Source organism: Lachnoclostridium phocaeense (assembly GCF_959599685.1).
In the GTDB taxonomy this organism is placed as follows: Bacteria; Bacillota; Clostridia; order Lachnospirales; family Lachnospiraceae; genus Claveliimonas; species Claveliimonas monacensis.
Genome location: NZ_CAUGIN010000033.1, coordinates 1 through 16,777, shown reverse-complemented (window position 1 = coordinate 16,777; position 16,777 = coordinate 1). Strand labels below are relative to the sequence as shown.

14 protein-coding genes and 1 pseudogene are annotated in these 16,777 nt (G+C 44.6%); 3 read left to right on the top strand and 12 right to left on the bottom strand.

What is annotated here, in order from left to right; genetic code table 11:
• Positions 1-77: 77 nt before the first annotated feature.
• A complete protein-coding gene (locus Q5911_RS12635) occupies positions 78-539 on the bottom strand; it encodes a hypothetical protein (RefSeq protein ID WP_076778572.1) in 462 nt (153 codons plus the stop codon).
• A 213-nt stretch (positions 540-752) separates the two neighbouring features.
• Between Q5911_RS12635 and Q5911_RS12630 the strand changes: the two genes are divergently transcribed.
• Entirely contained in the window at positions 753-1,109 is a 357-nt protein-coding gene (locus tag Q5911_RS12630; RefSeq protein ID WP_076778574.1) for a helix-turn-helix domain-containing protein, read from the top strand.
• A gap of 23 nt (positions 1,110-1,132) precedes the next feature.
• Here Q5911_RS12630 and Q5911_RS12625 read toward each other — a convergent pair whose 3' ends face one another.
• The 7 genes and pseudogenes from Q5911_RS12625 to Q5911_RS14970 all read right to left on the bottom strand — a co-directional run.
• Positions 1,133-1,876, bottom strand: a complete 744-nt coding sequence (locus Q5911_RS12625) for a type 1 glutamine amidotransferase (protein WP_076778576.1) — start codon at positions 1,874-1,876, stop codon at positions 1,133-1,135.
• 15 nt (positions 1,877-1,891) lie between these two features.
• Positions 1,892-3,232, bottom strand: coding sequence for a MurT ligase domain-containing protein (locus tag Q5911_RS12620; RefSeq protein ID WP_076778578.1), 1,341 nt, complete (start codon positions 3,230-3,232; stop codon positions 1,892-1,894).
• Positions 3,233-3,686: 454 nt separating this feature from the next.
• Complete coding sequence (locus Q5911_RS12615) at positions 3,687-5,999, bottom strand: xanthine dehydrogenase family protein molybdopterin-binding subunit (RefSeq protein WP_303183266.1); 2,313 nt, start codon at positions 5,997-5,999, stop codon at positions 3,687-3,689.
• Complete coding sequence (locus Q5911_RS12610; RefSeq protein WP_303183264.1) at positions 5,999-6,475, bottom strand: (2Fe-2S)-binding protein; 477 nt, start codon at positions 6,473-6,475, stop codon at positions 5,999-6,001. The genes Q5911_RS12615 and Q5911_RS12610 overlap by 1 nt, the downstream gene beginning before the upstream one ends.
• Entirely contained in the window at positions 6,475-7,299 is an 825-nt protein-coding gene (locus Q5911_RS12605; protein WP_303183261.1) for an FAD binding domain-containing protein, read from the bottom strand. The genes Q5911_RS12610 and Q5911_RS12605 overlap by 1 nt, the downstream gene beginning before the upstream one ends.
• Before the next feature lie 190 nt (positions 7,300-7,489).
• Positions 7,490-7,960, bottom strand: coding sequence for a low molecular weight protein-tyrosine-phosphatase (locus tag Q5911_RS12600; RefSeq protein ID WP_303183258.1), 471 nt, complete (start codon positions 7,958-7,960; stop codon positions 7,490-7,492).
• A 159-nt stretch (positions 7,961-8,119) separates the two neighbouring features.
• Positions 8,120-9,197: pseudogene (locus Q5911_RS14970) on the bottom strand (tyrosine-type recombinase/integrase); the annotation flags it as partial.
• Between the two features lie 35 nt (positions 9,198-9,232).
• Between Q5911_RS14970 and Q5911_RS12590 the strand changes: the two are divergent.
• Entirely contained in the window at positions 9,233-10,588 is a 1,356-nt protein-coding gene (locus Q5911_RS12590) for a restriction endonuclease subunit S (RefSeq protein ID WP_303183255.1), read from the top strand.
• 50 nt (positions 10,589-10,638) lie between these two features.
• Here Q5911_RS12590 and Q5911_RS12585 read toward each other — a convergent pair whose 3' ends face one another.
• Positions 10,639-11,448 carry a tyrosine-type recombinase/integrase gene (locus tag Q5911_RS12585; RefSeq protein WP_303183252.1) on the bottom strand — a complete coding sequence of 270 codons (810 nt, stop codon included), beginning with the start codon at positions 11,446-11,448 and terminating at the stop codon, positions 10,639-10,641.
• A 66-nt stretch (positions 11,449-11,514) separates the two neighbouring features.
• Here Q5911_RS12585 and Q5911_RS12580 point away from each other — a divergent pair, with 66 nt between their 5' ends.
• Entirely contained in the window at positions 11,515-12,084 is a 570-nt protein-coding gene (locus tag Q5911_RS12580; RefSeq protein ID WP_331592617.1) for a restriction endonuclease subunit S, read from the top strand.
• Here the strand turns inward: Q5911_RS12580 and Q5911_RS12575 are convergent.
• The 3 genes from Q5911_RS12575 to hsdR all read right to left on the bottom strand — a co-directional run.
• A complete protein-coding gene (locus Q5911_RS12575; RefSeq protein WP_303183250.1) occupies positions 12,077-13,612 on the bottom strand; it encodes a restriction endonuclease subunit S in 1,536 nt (511 codons plus the stop codon). The genes Q5911_RS12580 and Q5911_RS12575 overlap by 8 nt on opposite strands.
• Positions 13,612-15,042 (bottom strand): class I SAM-dependent DNA methyltransferase, encoded by a 1,431-nt coding sequence (locus tag Q5911_RS12570; protein ID WP_303183248.1) that lies wholly within the window; start codon positions 15,040-15,042, stop codon positions 13,612-13,614. The genes Q5911_RS12575 and Q5911_RS12570 overlap by 1 nt, the downstream gene beginning before the upstream one ends.
• Positions 15,039-16,777: type I restriction-modification system endonuclease (hsdR, locus tag Q5911_RS12565; protein ID WP_303183246.1), on the bottom strand; the 1,739-nt coding region annotated here is incomplete at its 5' end. The genes hsdR and Q5911_RS12570, both read right to left, overlap by 4 nt.

The following is a 16,777-nucleotide window of genomic DNA, read 5'->3' as shown; positions in this document are numbered from 1 at the left end:
AAGAGTCCCTCTCCCTGGTCTTCGTCTCAGCTTTGGACCTTTAAAGAGGAACCCTGTTTTGTCTGTATCCTCAGCACCTACTGCCTGTCAAATATCATCTGCTCCCCGTACTCTCTCTCTGTGAGGGTCAGCTGTCCCTGGTCCACACTGTAGGAGAAAGTTGTGGTGAGGTTCGTCAGAGCACTGCGCAGGTTCTCTTCCGTGTACTGGCCTCCGGATTTATCCGCCTGATCAGCCAGCGCGCCTGGGATTTCCTTGAAAGTAACAATCTTTCCATCCCTGTCCAGGCTGTACTGCAGCTCCACTTCAACGGCCTGCTGTTCCACCACATCCGGCAGCGTGACTGTCACTCTTTCATTGTCTTTTATATCCAGTGTAAGCTCACTGCCCTCACTCATCCAGGCACCTTCCAGCGGATTGGAAGTGAACATGCGGACAAGGAAAAATACGGCAATGGCCACGATCACAACGGAGCTGACCGTGATCACGATCCTCCAAAGTTTACTTCTTTCAGCTTCATTATTTTTTGCAATCAGCATAAATATCGTCCTCTCATATGTCTCCTCCCCGGAGACTTTTTCCTTTTTTAAATTATAGGTGGTTTTAGCGGCAGTGTCAACGACATATCCTCCCGCGTCATTTTGCGCCGCTTCGCATCATTTACCGCAACATTTTGTTGAGTATCGACACTATTTCCCCGTCCGCGGCTTTAAGCTGGTAAAATATGGTATCAATACAAAGGAGGAAGAGGCATGTCATTTCCACAGAGACTGAAAACACTTCGCGCGGAACACAATATGACGCAGCTCCAACTTGGCCAGCGCATGAACCTTTCCCGCAGTACGATCACAGGCTATGAAACGAAGCACCGTCAGCCTTCTCACGAGAAGCTGGCAGACATGGCCGAGATCTTCGGCGTCTCTGTAGACTATCTCATCGACGGGGACGAAACACTGACTCCGCTTTCTCGGACACAGCATGAGCGCATCATAGACGAGAAATTTTTCCGTCTCTACTCTCAGCTCTCCGTCACCTCAAAAGAACATGCCCTCGACTATCTTGAACTTCTAAAGCTCAGAGATGAAAAACAGGCGCAGGAACGGCCCTAGAGGAAAGTTCCTGACGCCTGTATTTATTTCACAAAACGCTCGTAAATATACCTGTTGGCCTCCAGCTCCTGGCTGTCATCCAGCTCCTCCAGCTCACCAGAGCCGTATTTCCGCTCCAGAGCCCTGGCAATGAGCCAGTCGCAGACCTGAGGATTTTTCGGAAGCAGCGGACCGTGGAGGTACGTGCCGATGACATTTTTGTACACCACTCCCTCGCAGCCGCTGTTCTCTTCATTTCCGTATCCGTGGAGCACTTTCCCAAAAGGCCTGTTCTGCCCTATAAAAGTCCTGCCGCCGTGATTTTCAAATCCCACTACCGGTGTCTCAAAAAGCTCGCTCTGAAGGACGATATTTCCGATGAGGCGTCCCTCTCCCTGTTCTGTGTACAGATCCACCAGATCCAGGCCTTCAATCAGGCCCTCCTCTGTCCGGTAATATTTTCCGAGAAGCTGGTAACCGCCGCACACGGCAATGACCACTCCGTTGTCCTCTACATAGTTCTTAAAATCCTCCTGGATGTCTTTCAGCTTCTGGCAGACGATCATCTGCTCCCTGTCAGAGCCGCCGCCCAAAAGCACAATGTCCAGTTTTGAGAAATCAATCTGGTCGTTCAGCTCAAACTCAACCGTCTCGGCCTCGATCCCCCTCCAGATGCAGCGTTGCATCAGGCAGGCAATATTTCCCCGGTCTCCATACAAATTGAGAAGATCCGGATAGAGGTGGCCGATGGTGATCTTTCTTGTCTCTTTTCTCTCACTGCTCTCCATACTCCGCATCCCTCCTTATTTCTGTTCCTCAAGTTTTTTCAGCACATTCCTTGTGCCAAAAAGAGCGGTATAGTTCACCAGGACATACAGATTGCCGCAACCGTTCTCCACCCGCTCGCAGATCGCTTTCTCCACATCCGCCTCCAGCTGGGAGGGAATGTCCACATACTTGAGCCGGAGCCGCATATCCTGGCAACGGATGCCGCTGACTGTAATAGAGTTTACATTGGCCTCTTTAAATCTGTCAAAATCCACATCCCACAGCCAGGACACATCAATACCGTCCTGGGCGTTATCATTGATGACAATAATGATATCTTTCAGTGTATCGTCCTGCATGACTGCCGAGATATTTTGATTAAATCCTGCCGGGTTCTTTGCCAGGTTCAGAGTGATCTCAGTCTCCTTAACCCGGAACCGCTCCATCCGTCCGTTCTCCGGGTTAAATGCTGCCAGCATGTCATTAAAGTGGGGCAGTTCCACCCCTGCCGCACGGGCTGCCGTGTAAGCCGCCAGAATATTGTACACATTGTAAAAGCCCCGGTAGTTGGCCGTGATCCTGCGTCCCTCCACAGTGAAGGCGAGGCGGTCTCCCACCTCAATATCTGAGGCATTGTACTGGATGTCCGGCCGCCTGAAATCACAGCTTGTACACTGGTAGACTCCCAACTGGCTGTAATGGTAAAAATCATAGTGGAGGGGCGCGCCGCATTTCTTACAGAAACGGCCCTCCCGGATCTCGTGGGCACTGCTGTCATCCGTCACTTTCTCATTTATCCCGTACGTAATGTATGGATTCCCCGCATCCATGGCCAGGAAAGCGCTGAGGGCGTCATCCCCGTTTACCACCACTTTCATATCCGGGGCACTCTGCATCACTTCTTTTAGAATATTCATCGTGATATCGATCTCACCATACCGGTCCAGCTGATCCCGGAACAGGTTGGTCAGGACCATGTAGTCTGGCTTGAAATAAGGAAAAACTCTTCTTGTGGACGCCTCATCGATCTCAATACAGGCACAGTCCGCATCCAGCCTGCCGGACCATCCGGCCGCCAGCACAAAAGCCGCCGCCACACCATTCAGCATGTTGGAGCCTGTATGGTTGCAGACTACCTTCTTTCCCTCTGCCTCCAGAGCAGCACAAAGCATATTGTTGGTCGTTGTCTTCCCGTTGGTCCCGCAGACGATAAAAATGTCTCCCCGCACCTGGGAAGCCAGCTCTCTCAGTATATCCGGGCAGATGCGAAGGGCAATCTTGCCGGCCCAGGTAACGCCCTGCCTGTGGAAAATGTGTACGCTTGCCGCCTGAGCTGCTTTTGCCGCCCAGACTGCTGCCATTCTTCGTAACTTCATTGCTTTTTTCCTTTAAAAAAATATATTATATATGTACTTATACAAACAGACACAGTCCTGTGCCCGCCTTCATATACTGTATTATTTTACCTTCTGGCCTGTCACAAGTCAACCGCCATTCCCTGACTGCTTCTTTCCATCTTTCCCCTCTTTTCTCCTTTTCTGTTTTGTTATAATTTTCACAATTTTCCCTCTTTTTTTCTTAAATCTTTGTATCTTATTTATATTTACTATTGTATCCCCCCGTGTTATGATACAGACATAAACAGATAGATATTTTTTTAACGATCAGGCGTCCCAGGTACGCACGCTTTCCGGCTGAACTGCCAGGAACATTCGGAAAGCAAATAAACCTTTTTTTCATACAATAGAATCCTTTAAAACGGAAAAACAGCTCCGGGCTTTCAGGCGCCAGGGGCTGTTTTTCTGTTCTCTGTTATCCTTCTATAAGACGCTAGGCCTTCTTTTCCATCATTCCCATAAGGATCTTCTCCGGCGTGATGGGAAGCTCCCTGTGCCATACGCCGGTGGCGTTGAAGATGGCGTGGGCAATAGCCGGAGAGGGGGTGTTGATGACCACCTCTCCAATGGACTTAGCTCCAAAGGGGCCGGTTTCTTCATAGCTGCTCTCAAATTCCACCCGCAGTTTTCCCACGTCCAGACGGCTGGGGATCTTGTACTGCATGAAGGAATTTTCCAGTATTCTTCCTTTTTTACTGTAAGTGATATCCTCATAGAGAGCCATGCCAATGCCCTGGGCCAGGCCGCCCTCTGTCTGGATCCTTGTAAGATTCGGATTCATGGGCGTACCGCAGTCCACCACGGCCACATAGTCCAAAAGCTCCACAGCTCCTGTCTCTTTGTCCACTTCCAGCTCTGCCATGCCCACCATAAGGGGCGGAGGCGATGTAGGAGAAGAGTGGGTCACTGTCACCTGTACCGGCTCCCGGTTTCCGCACATGGATTTTGTGGCAATATCCTTAAGAAACACTTCCTTCGTCCCGTCAGCCCGGCGCACCCGGTCAGCGGCAAACTCTACTTCTGCTTCCTCGCACTCCATCATGCCGGCTGCAATGGCACAGATGTGGCCTTTCAGTTCTACAGCCGCCTTCTCCACAGCTTTTCCCGTCACGTACATGGTACTGGAGGCGTAAGACCCGGAGTCATAGGGAGAGGAATCTGTGTCCGCGCCGTAGACAATAATATTGTCCAGGTCACACTCCAGGCACTCTGCCGCCACCTGAGCCAGCGTGGTATCACATCCGGTTCCCATGTCCGCCGCTCCGATAGACAGGATATAAAATCCTTCGTCATTTAACTTCAGTGTGGCTGATCCTACATCCACACCGGAAATGCCGGAGCCCTGCATGGCCATAGCCACTCCCTTGGCACGGATCTTTCCATTTCCCATATCTCTGGCCAGCGGCTTCTCATCCCAGTGGAACATCTCTTTGGCCCTTGCCATACAGCGGTCCAGTGCGCAGGCTGTCATCTTTTCATTGTAATAAGCCATGGCTGTCTGGCCCTGGCGGACCATATTTTTCTCCCGGATCTCCACCGGATCCATATGCAGCTTGTCTGCCAGCTCGCTGACAATACTCTCCACTGCAAAGATACCCTGTGTGGCGCCGTAGCCCCTGTAGGCTCCGGCTGCCTGCACATTAGTATACACTACGTCATAATTGAAACGGTAGGCCTCCATATTTCCATTGTAGAGAGGAATGGACTTGTGCCCGCTCAGACCCACGGTTGTGGGGCCGTGTTCTCCGTAAGCCCCGGTGTTGGATAAGGTGTACACGTCCAGCGCACGGATGGTTCCATCGTTCATGGCTCCCACCTTCACCCGGACCTCCATCTCATGACGGGGTGATCCTGCGATCTGGCTCTCCTGCCTTGTGTAGATCAGCTTGGCAGCCTTCCCCGTCTTCCATGTGACAAAGGCCGGGAAAACTTCTGTCACGCAGGACTGCTTTGCCCCAAATCCGCCGCCGATGCGGGGCTTGGTCACCCGCACTTTTGACTTGGGGATATCCAGCGCATTGGCCACGATCCTGCGGACGTGGAAGACGATCTGGGTGGAACTGATAATGTGCAGACGCCCGTAGAGATCCATGCAGGTGTAAGTCCGGAAAGTCTCCATCATGGCCTGGCTGTCCGGCTTTGTATGGTAGGTGTGCTCCAGCACAATGTCGCAGTCCTCCATGACAGCATCCACATCTCCCTTGCTGTCCTTTGCTGAGGCGCAAAGATTCCGCTGATTGTCAGCCCCCACCGGGCAGAGTGCCTGCCAGTTCTCCTCCGGATGCACAAGGATCTTATTATCTTTTGCCGTATGCATATCCAGTACCGGTTCCAGCACTTCGTATTTCACTTTGATAAGCTTTAAAGCCTTGTCCACAGCCTTTTCATTTTCTCCCGCCACAATGGCCACGGCATCTCCCACAAACCGCAGTCTCTGGTCCAGGATCAGCCTGTCGTACGGGCTGGCCTCAGGATACGTCTGTCCAGCCATCGTAAAACGCCTGTCCGGCACATCTTTGTAGGTATAGATGGCCTCAATACCGGGCACCTTCATGGCAATGTCCGTATTGATCTCCTGCACGAGCGCATGGGCGTGAGGGCTGTGGAGCACCTTCACCACCAGACAGTCAGAAGGCGTGATATCATCCATGTACACCGGCTTTCCGGTGACAAGGGCCATGGCATCTTTCTTCCTCACAGATCGGTTCACATATCGATAATTACTTCCTGGTATCTGGTCCGGCATCAGATCTTCCCTCCTTCCGCCTGGCTTTTCTTATAGTTAATGTAGGCCCGGATCCCCCGCAGCTGCCCTTCATATCCGGAACAGCGGCACAGGTTTCCTGCCAGGTATTCTTTGATCTCCTCGTCAGTGGGATCTGGATTTTCCCGGAACATGGCAATTCCGTTCATCATCAGTCCCGGATTACAGAATCCGCACTGCTCTGCTCCCTCATCCGCAATAAAGGCGCCAAAACCTTCCGCCTCCTCCTGGAGTCCTTCCAGTGTGGTCACTCTGTGTCCGTCCGCCCTGGCTGCCAGAAGGCTGCAGGACAGGACCGGCTTATCGTCTACAAACACCGTACACAGGCCGCAGTTGGACGTATCACAGCCCCGCTTTACACTGTAACATCCCTGCTCCCGCAAAAAGTCAATGAGAAGCATGTCCGGGGCAATCTGGGCGGTTACTTTCTTTTCATTTAAAAGGATCTGTATCTGCATCAGTTTCTCCCCTCCTGCTCTTTTTCTTTTTTCTCTTCTTCTCCTGCGATCTGCAGAAGGGCTCTCTTCGCCAGCACACCCGCAATGATCTTCCGGTACTGAGCGCTTCCTCTCAGGTTGCTGCTTGTCTCCACAGTCTCTGACACGTACGCGCCGAATTTCTCCGCGCTCTCCTCTGTGATCCCCTCTGCCAGCAGCCCCTTCTCATCTCTGAGACAGACTGCCTTCATGGGCCTGGCCCCGACAACGCAGCGGATCTCCCCTTCAATCTCAGTCACACAGCAGGCCAGAACCGGGAAGTCCGTCTTTGTATTTCTCTGGGAGAGATAGGCTGCCCGCACAGGTCTCTTGGGCACGATCACGTAGGTCAGGATATCATTGTCATAGGGAAGATATGCAAACTCTTCCACAGACAGTCTTCCTCTCTTGTAGAGTTCCACTTCCGCTCCTGCTGCCATCAGAAAGGTCAGCACATCGGAAAATCCATACCTGCCGAACACACTGCCTCCCACAGTAGCCATGTTCCGGAACTGAACACCTACAATGTGGCGCACGCTCTCCCTGGCCGCCCCCTGTGTCAGGTCGTTCAGCCCCTTATGGATCTCCATCTGGCGAAGCGTCACCATAGCGCCGATGCGGAACTCGCTCTCCGTCTCCTCAATAGTGTCCAGCCCCAGGCCGGACAGATCAATGGCTGTCCCTACGTTTCTCTTCTGCATCTTCAGCCAGAGCATGCCTCCCAGAACCACATTGCTCCTCTTCTGGTTCAGTTCGTATGCCTCCTCCAGGCTGGATGCCTTCACATACTGATTAATCGTAAGCACGTCTTCTCTCCTTTTCTCTTTGTTAAAATCTTTTGGATCATTTTCCCGATAAATCCCGTCACATATCTATAAAGCCGATATATTATAGCATATTTCTCCTCTGTTCGGAAGAGAAAAGCGCTCTTTTCCGGATTTTCCCGCTTTTTGATTTACAGATCTTCCGAAGAAGAAGGACGGAAAGAGATCTCCGTCAGAATCTCTCCCCGTCCTTCTCCAGGATATGCCACAGGAGCGCCTCGCAGCCCTCCTTTATATCATTGTAAGTCAAATCAAAATTTCCGGTATACCAGGGATCCGCGATATCTCTTGGCCGGTCCGAGAAATCCAGAAGCCGGTGCACCTTGTGATCCAGGTCCGAACCGATGATCCTATTCATATTCCGGATATTCCAGCTCTCCATACCGATCAGATAATCGTAGTTCTCATAGTCTTTCTTTGTCATCTGCACAGCATACTTTCCTTTGGTGCTGATGCCAAACTCCCGCAGCTTCCGGGTCGTCCCCGGATGGACCGGGTTGCCGATCTCCTCCCGGCTGGTGGCCGCCGAAGCGACGTGGAACCGGTCGCCCAGCCCCTGCTTTTGTACCATATCGCGGAAAACGAACTCCGCCATGGGGGAACGGCAGATGTTGCCGTGGCAGATGAATAATATTTTTATCATGTTTGCATTTCTCCTTATATGTTGGTTTTCCTTGATTTTACGAGATTTCCCGCATTTTCCCATTCGAGGGAAACTTGCGTATTTTGGTATATGTCAGCAGGTTTTTCCTCTGAAAAGTTGTAAAATAGGTTATAGAACTCCCCCTATTTTACAACTCACCTAACTACATATCTTTTTCATCTCTTTTTGAATGTCTTCAAAGCCTACATGCGTATAAGTATTCAATATCACGCCGATATCCAAATACCCCATTATTTTTTGCAACGTCTTAGGGTTCATACCCGACTTTGCCATATTGGGGCAAAATGTATGACGGCAGACATGAGGTGTCACCTTTGGCATTTCGGTTTTGTATATTTTATTATATTTCTCACAGATATGCTAGTAATATTTTTCCCAGTGCAAGGAACCATTGGCATATCATTTTTGTCCAGATACAAAAAGCCCACTTTCCCGTCTATCATGGGTTCTGTCTTTGGCTTTTTGCGGTTCTCAATGATTTTGCGGAAACACTTTTTCACCTGTCTGTCATGGGTACAAGCCTTGTGCCGCACTCGGTTTTCGTCTCCTCTATGACATACTCCATATTCCGTTTTCTCTGTAACTGATGATTGACGTCGATAACGCCGTTTTTCAAGTCAATATCCGCAATCGTCAGCCCTACAAATTCAGAAATCCGAAGTCCTGTCTTAAAAAGGATATAGATACCTTCATAGTATCTGGAAAAGTGTTTATCATCTTTTACGAATTTCAGAAATGCCCGTTCCTGCTTTCTGGTAAGGGCTTCTCTTGTCACACTGTCATTGGCAACTACCATGGCAAGCTGGAGCTCAAAGGTATTTTTCCTTATCAAATCATCATCAACCGCCATCTGGAACGCTGGTCTTACAACGCCACGCACAGAATGTATGATGCTGTACCCTCTGCCGTCACTCTGTAATTTAATCAGCCAGCCTTTTGCGTCAGATAATTTCACCTTATCAATCCGCTTTTTTCCAAAGTCCTCTTTCTTGATAATGTTAATGACAAAGTTATAATTGGCTTCTGTATTATGCTTCACTCCTGTTTTCTGCGACACATATTTCTTCACCAAATCCAGCACTGTCATTTCACCACCACAAGGAATGATATCATCTTCCAAATCTCTATGCATCAGCTTTTCCTTTTCTCTCAGCGACAAATCATCTTTCGCCCCTTTGGGAACGGTATCTGTCTTGACCCGTTTCCAACTGTACACATATTTTGCATTATGAGAAGTTTGCTAATGGAACAGTGAAATGTATTGAAGATGAGATACCTTTTGAAGTGCCAGAGGGGTGGGCATGGGCACGATTGGCGTCGATTTGTGAAATAATTACTAAAGGCGCATCTCCTAAATGGCAAGGTGTAGATTATACTACCACTGGCACCCTATTTGTGACCAGTGAAAACATAGGTATTGAAACTCTGTTATTAGAGTCCCCAAAGTATCTCAGCAATCGAATAAATGAAATTCAGCCCCGATCAGTATTGAAAAAACATGACGTACTTACAAATATCGTGGGTGCATCCATAGGTAGAACATGCGAATACTCTTTAGACAAATTAGCAAATACTAACCAAGCGGTTGCCATCATCCGATTAGTTGATCTAAACTTAGTAGATTTCATCGTAAAGTGTCTTAATAGTGCATATTGTATTGATTTAATGTTAAAAAATCAGGTGAATGTTGCACGGGCTAATTTGAGCCTGTCGAGTTTGGCTAATTTTCTTATTCCAATTCCTCCGATTAGTGAAAAACATCGGATTATTGAAAAGGTTACTTTATTATTTAGTCAGGTGGCTATAATTTCCGAAGATCAATTGGCTCTTAAAACTATTGTTTCCAAGACAAAAGCCAAAATACTTGATCTTGCAATTCGTGGTCAACTTGTGGAACAGAATCCAAATGATGAGCCTGCTTCTGCTCTTCTGGAGCGTATCAGAACCGAGAAAGAAGAACTCATTAAACAAGGCAAAATCAAGCGAGACAAGAAAGAGTCCTTTATCTTCAAAGGTGCGGATAACTCTTATTATCTAAAAACCGGAGATTTGGTTGAATCTTTGGAAGGCTGGGATTTTGAGGAAATTCCTGACAATTGGACTATATGTTGTTTAGGAGAAATGTGTAATTATGGTAACTGTACTAATGTCAATACTGTAGATGTCGATGAGTTTGCATGGATATTGGATCTTGAAGATATCGAAAAAGATACTGGCGTTGTTAAAAAAAAAGTGCGTAAAGCTGAACGCAATACATCAAGTACAAAACATCTTTTCTATAAAGGACAGGTTTTATATAGCAAGCTGCGTCCCTATCTGAACAAAGTAGTCTTGGCAGACGAAGATGGATTTTGCACTTCCGAAATTCTACCATTGAAATTTGAACGAAATGTGCTGCCACAATATGCACGATATTATTTGATGTCTCCGACATTCTTGAGATATGCAAATAAGTGTTCGTATGGTGTAAAGATGCCTCGTTTAGGAACCGCAGATGGGAAAAAAGCATTAATCCCTATTCCTCCAATCGAAGAGCAGAAACGAATTGTTGTTGCTATAGAACAAACATTTATACAACTTAATTCAATTGCCGAAAATTTATCATAACAATCAACAGCCGCCCTTGAATAAGCGGGGCGGCCGTATACTTAGTGTACTTACCATGTAACGATTTTATCGACAAGAGCTTGCTGTTCACTGGCTGTACGGCGCAGATATATGCGAGTTGTTTCGATGCTTTCATGTCCCATTAGGTCAGCGAGCAAGGCGATATCGTTATATTTTTCAAGAAAATTCTTTGCATAGCGGTGGCGGAAAGAATGTGGATAAACTACCTTTTTATCCAGACCGTATTTGTCTGCATAATTCTTCAGCTGCTGTGAAATACCACGAGTGGTAATACGCTCACCGTAGCGATTCAAAAATAAATAACCAGAAGAACGTCTTGTCTCTTCCAACCATGCCATAGTTTCTTCTCTTAATTTCTTAGGAATAAACAATCGGCGCAACTTACCACCTTTGGTATACAAATCAAAATAGCCAAGTTCAACATGTTCAATTTTGATGCGAATTAGTTCACTTACACGGGCACCGGTTGCCGCAAGATACCACACAACAAAATACCATTCCATGTTTCCGTCTTTTTTCAGTTGACGCTTTAAAAATTTGTAGTCAGCATTACTGATTACATTTTCCAAAAAGCTTTTCTGCTGTATTTTCACGGCTTTGAGCCTGAGTTTGGGCTTTCCCAGATAATCAAGATATTTATTCATAGCTTGTATTCTTAAATTAACTGTTTTAGGTTTGAAATGCTCCATTAGAAAGCCTTTGTACGCAAGTAAATTTTCTGACGATACCTGTTCATAGTTTGCAGTAAAATAATTAACTGTCCACAGGTAAGATTCGATACTGTTTTCAGCGAGGTTATCCTTTTTTAGATATTCCTCAAACGTAATTCTTGTCTTCATAAAAAGACACCTCCATAATTTTATTTGCGATAATTCGCCGAATAAATTATAGAGGTTTGATGTTCTATCTCCTTTTATTATGAGAAGATTGGCGATAAGATAGAAAATGTTAATACCGAAATTCCTTTTGATTTATCAGAAGATTGGGAATTTGTTAGATTAAAAGAGATATGTGAACTTATTTCCGGACGAGATCTGTCTCCATCTGAGTATAATACTGATGGCTTAGGTATTCCTTATATCACTGGAGCAAGTAATTTTTTAGAGGGGAAAGTTGAATTAGTAAGGTGGACAAAGTCTCCACAAGTATTAACAGAAATTGGTGATTTGTTACTTACATGTAAAGGTACTATAGGCGAAATGGCTTTTAATGATTTTGGAGCAGCACATATTGCTCGACAGATTATGGCAATTAGAAATATATATGATTTGAACACTAAGTATTTGTTGTTTTGCATGGAGTTTTATATACACAAAATAAAAGATGCTGCTAAAGGTCTTATTCCTGGAATATCTAGAGAAGACATTCTCAATCTCATTCTACCTATTCCACCAGAACAATATCAAAGACAGGTAGTTCTCAGCGTTGAAAAAATCAATGGAATATTATCTTCAATAGAAAAAAGCCTCAGTTGAGGCTTTTTTCTATATTTTGAATGTTTGATAAAATTTGCTGTATCTTTGTAGACAACCTCTTTTGTTCCTTTGCAGGAGGCACACAAACTAATGCGCCTTCTAATTGATTTAAATAAAATCCTTTTTGAGCAGTTCCTGTTGCATTGCTTACTATAAAATCCTGAAAATATGGAGCATCAAAAAATAGTTTCAAATATTGTGGCAAAATATCCGTGGTTATGACAGTCACACTACGTTGGAAACATAAATTTTCAGGGAAACCATCATAAATGCAGCTTCTACCCAATGTAGCTACGGTAGTCAATAAAATATCATTGATTGCCAATTGAGATCGGGCGTTTTCTTTCTCGAAATCTTTATCATTCAAATACCTAACATTCTCCAGATCAGTTACAGTGTCAAAACTTATATTTCTTGAGGAAGCCATAATGTATGTTGTTTTCTCGCCCGCCCCTTTCGGAGGATTGTGAGATCCATCAATTATTTTACTACAAATTGTTTTTAGTCTTGCCCAACGCCATCCGTCCGGCAGCTCGAATGGGATTTCTTCGTCAATACAACGTACTTCACTACCAATCTTCTCATAATAAAAGTTATCCTCACCTTTGAAGATAAAGGATTCTTTCTTGTCTCGCTTGATTTTGCCCTGTTTGATGAGTTCTTCTTTCTCTGCACGGATACGCTCCAATAGAACAGAAGCAGGCTCATCATTCGGATCTTGCGGTACAAGCTTGCCACGAATAGCAAGATCGAGAATTTTTGATTTTGTAGTGGAAATTAATCTTTGCAGTTCCTCCTTTTCAGCTGCGATTGTCTCTATAAATTTAATAGATTCAACAATTTTAATTCCAATACCTTCTTGTTCTCGTGTTGGCGGAACTGGAACAAATACATTAAGTACATTTGCAACAGATAGTCCTGGTTGAGCTGCTCCAGTTGCATATTCATTAAGTTTCAATGCTTCTAAGACATAATTGCTCCAATTAAAATCAATTCCAGAAAATAAAGTTGTAACTACAGCATGTTCTGTAGCATAAAACTTTCCAGAGGCAATGTTAATATTTCCACATAAAGCTCCTTGACGACCAATAATACTAAATGTACCATCTTGATTATATTCATCTACATAACCTCTGATACCATTTCCACCAAAACAAGGATAACAATCTTCAAATGGTTCTGATTTTATTTGTTCCGTCGGTTTTGACTTTCCAGCAGCCATCATACAAATATGTTTTAATCTTGCCCATGCCCACCCCTCTGGCACTTCAAAAGGTATCTCATCTTCAATACATTTCACTGTTCCATTAGCAAACTTCTCATAATGCAAATTGTCCTCACCAACGAAGATAACTGAATCATTCTTAAGATCTTTCTTTTTTAGTTTTCCTTCCTTAACCATCTGCTGCTTCTGCTCACGGATTCTCTCCAGAAGAACCGATGCCGGTTCATCGTTGGGATCCTGTCGCACAAGCTTGCCACGGATAGCAAGGTCAAGAATCTTTTGTCTCAATGCCTTGGTATCCATTATTCTTCCACCTCTCCTATTAACTGCTCCAGTTCTGCGACTGCTTTTGCAATATTACTGGATTTTTCTTTTATCATATCAAGCAATTCAGCAAGAGTATAATCGTCGGTTCCAGCATCTGTCTTCATCCATGTAATATCTAAACTTGTCTTGTCACGAGCCAAAATATCTTCGATAGTAAATTTACGCCATCTGCCATTAGGGTTTTCTTCGCTATATGTTTCCTTACGTTTGCTTAAATCACCATCCGCATAGCATTTCACAAAATCATCAAAATGTTCTGTTTTCAACGGATTTGTCTTGCCAAGGGATGGCATATCGTTTCTCAGGTCATAAATCCAGACTTCTTTTGTATTGTGCTTATCTGTTTTCCCTCGTGTAAAGAATAATACATTAGTTTTTACACCCTGAGCATAGAAAATGCCGGTAGGAAGGCGCAGGATTGTATGCAGATTACATTTATCCATCAAGTCAAGACGGATACGTTCTCCATCGCCATCCGCAAAGAGGACATTATCTGGCAAAACAACCGCCGCACGAGCTTTACCGTTCGGTTTCAAACTGCGATAAATATGCTGGAGAAAATTCAACTGCTTATTGCTGGTAGGGAATGTAAAGTCATCACGTGTTGCACGCTCACCGCCTTTTTTTGTACCAAATGGCGGATTCGTCAATACAACATCATAACCTTTCATGTTCATTCCTATGCTGGATAGAGTATCGCCTAAAGTAATTTTGCCATCAATATCATGAAGCATAGCATTCATCAACGCAAGACGGTGTGTATCATGTACCAATTCACAACCTGTAAAAGCTTCTTCTCTTTCAAATTTTGCAGTATCAGCGTCCAGATCAAAGAAATCATCGGTCTGCGAACGTACATACTGACTGGCAGAAATCATAAAACCAAATGTACCGCAGGCAGGGTCATTACAGCGTTCCCCTGGCTGAGGCTTTACCAGTTTAGTCATTACATCAATCAGTACACGAGGAGTGAAATACTGACCAGCTCCGGATCTCTTCTCGTTAGCGTTCTTTTCCAGAAGACCTTCGTAAAGATTTCCCAGACCTTCTTCTCTTGCTGAAAACCAATCCAGACCATCAATGGTTGTAATGATTTTTTCAAGGTTTTTAGGTTCATCAATGTTAGTCGCTGCACCCTGATAGATTTCACGCACACGACCTGTACATTCTTCACCCAGATGGGTCAATAATTCTTTATAGAATTTTTTCAATTCAATACCGCTTTTCGATGTAAGATTATCCCAACGGTACATTTCCGGAATCTGCGATTCCGCACCGGTTTCCTTCGCCATTTTCAGAAATAAAATATAAGTTAATTCGGTTACATACTGATGATATGTAATCCCATCATCTCTGAGCACATTGCAGAGATTCCAAAGCTTTGAAACAATTTCTTGTGTTGTCATGCAACTCTACCTCCATCGTCATAAAGATACTCGTTTAATTCAATCACGATATTTTCCAGTTTATTCTGGAATACTTTGTTAATTTTCGCAAATCCACCGTAAGTCTTGAAACGACTATCCTCATCAAATACTTGGACATTCAATACGGATTCTTCCATCAAATATTTTTCCATACGTCCAATCCAGCTCATCTCCTGTTTTGAGAAATTATGAGCTTTTTTCAATTTATCTACCGCTCTGCGGATTCTTGCTTCATGGCTAATCAGTGAAGATCCAATAGCATATCTTCTAATAAGACTGATAATATCAGCAGCTATTTCTTCATTCGTAAGCTCTGATATTGCCGTATTCAACTGCTGTGTTGTAAAACCTTCTCTATCAAGCGTTAATCTCAATGCTTTTAGAGCATCTCTCGTCAGATCTTTCGGTCTGGTGCAAATGATACTCAACGCAGCAATCTCATTCATGTGTGTCTTTACATAGCCAGAGAAAGCATCCAGATAATCTTCTGGTTTTTCAGAATTCCCATATCCCCTTGTATGACTGGTCAATTCATCTTCTTCACTGGAGATTACAACAGTTCTATCGCCATTCGCTTTTGTTTCCTGAATATACTCAAACATATTTCTAAATGCAAGCAAACGTTTTTTGGCATCTTCTGGATTCCGTTTTTCAATATCAACAATAAACTGTGTTGGATCCATGCCATTGGTCATACTAATAAACTGCTCCATTGTTTTGCTATCCATACGACGCTTTTTACGCTGGAGTTTTGCAATAATCTGGTTAATTTGAGCCGATATTACTTCTTTATCTTCCACTTCTTCCAATCCATCTAAAAGCTGTGTAAATGTAGTTGTCGGATTGATCACAACAGGTTTCATAGTATTTACCGTTTCCAAAGAATCATAAACACCAACCGGATCATAAATCTCAAAATGCGTTTTATGGATCCTCGGACACAATCTGGTAGCTCGTCCCATCATCTGTTCAAAAAGGATACGAGATTTTACTCGGCGCATAAATACTAATGTTGTAATTTCCGGAACATCAATACCTGTTGTAAGCAAATCGACTGTAACAGCAATGCTCGGAAATCGCTCATTTTTAAAACGTTTGATTGCTTCTGCCACTTTCTTAGGATTACCACCGCCAACGCTACCAGTAATCTTCATAATAGCGTCATTGTCCACGCCCGTTTCTGAATAAATTTCTTTTAGAATAGAAACAATCATATCTGCGTGCTGATCATCAACCGCATAAATAAGAGTCTTGCCTTGTTCTTCCGGATTTTCCGGATCAATATCTCTTGCAATCTCTGCCAATACAGTCCTGTTAAAATTCTCAGTGATAACCTGTTTATTAAAATTTTCAACATCAAAGTCAAGTTCATCATCTAGTAGCTCACTGTTTGTCACTTCACCGGTAACGGGATCATAAATAGTCACAGTATCACCAGATTTATAATGAATACCACCTGTACTGAGTTTTGTTTCTAAATGATGCGGTGCATCATGATCTACAAGATACCCTTCTATAACAGCTTCCCGATAAGTGTATTTGAACACTGGTTGCCCAAAAATCTCTGTTGTCTGCAATGCAGGAGTTGCTGTCAAGGCAATTTTTATTGCATCAAAGTATTCTACGACACTGCGATATTTACTCTGATAATCACGCTGATCACGATACAGAACTTCTATATCGCCCATTTCTTTATCCAAAATATATCCACGAT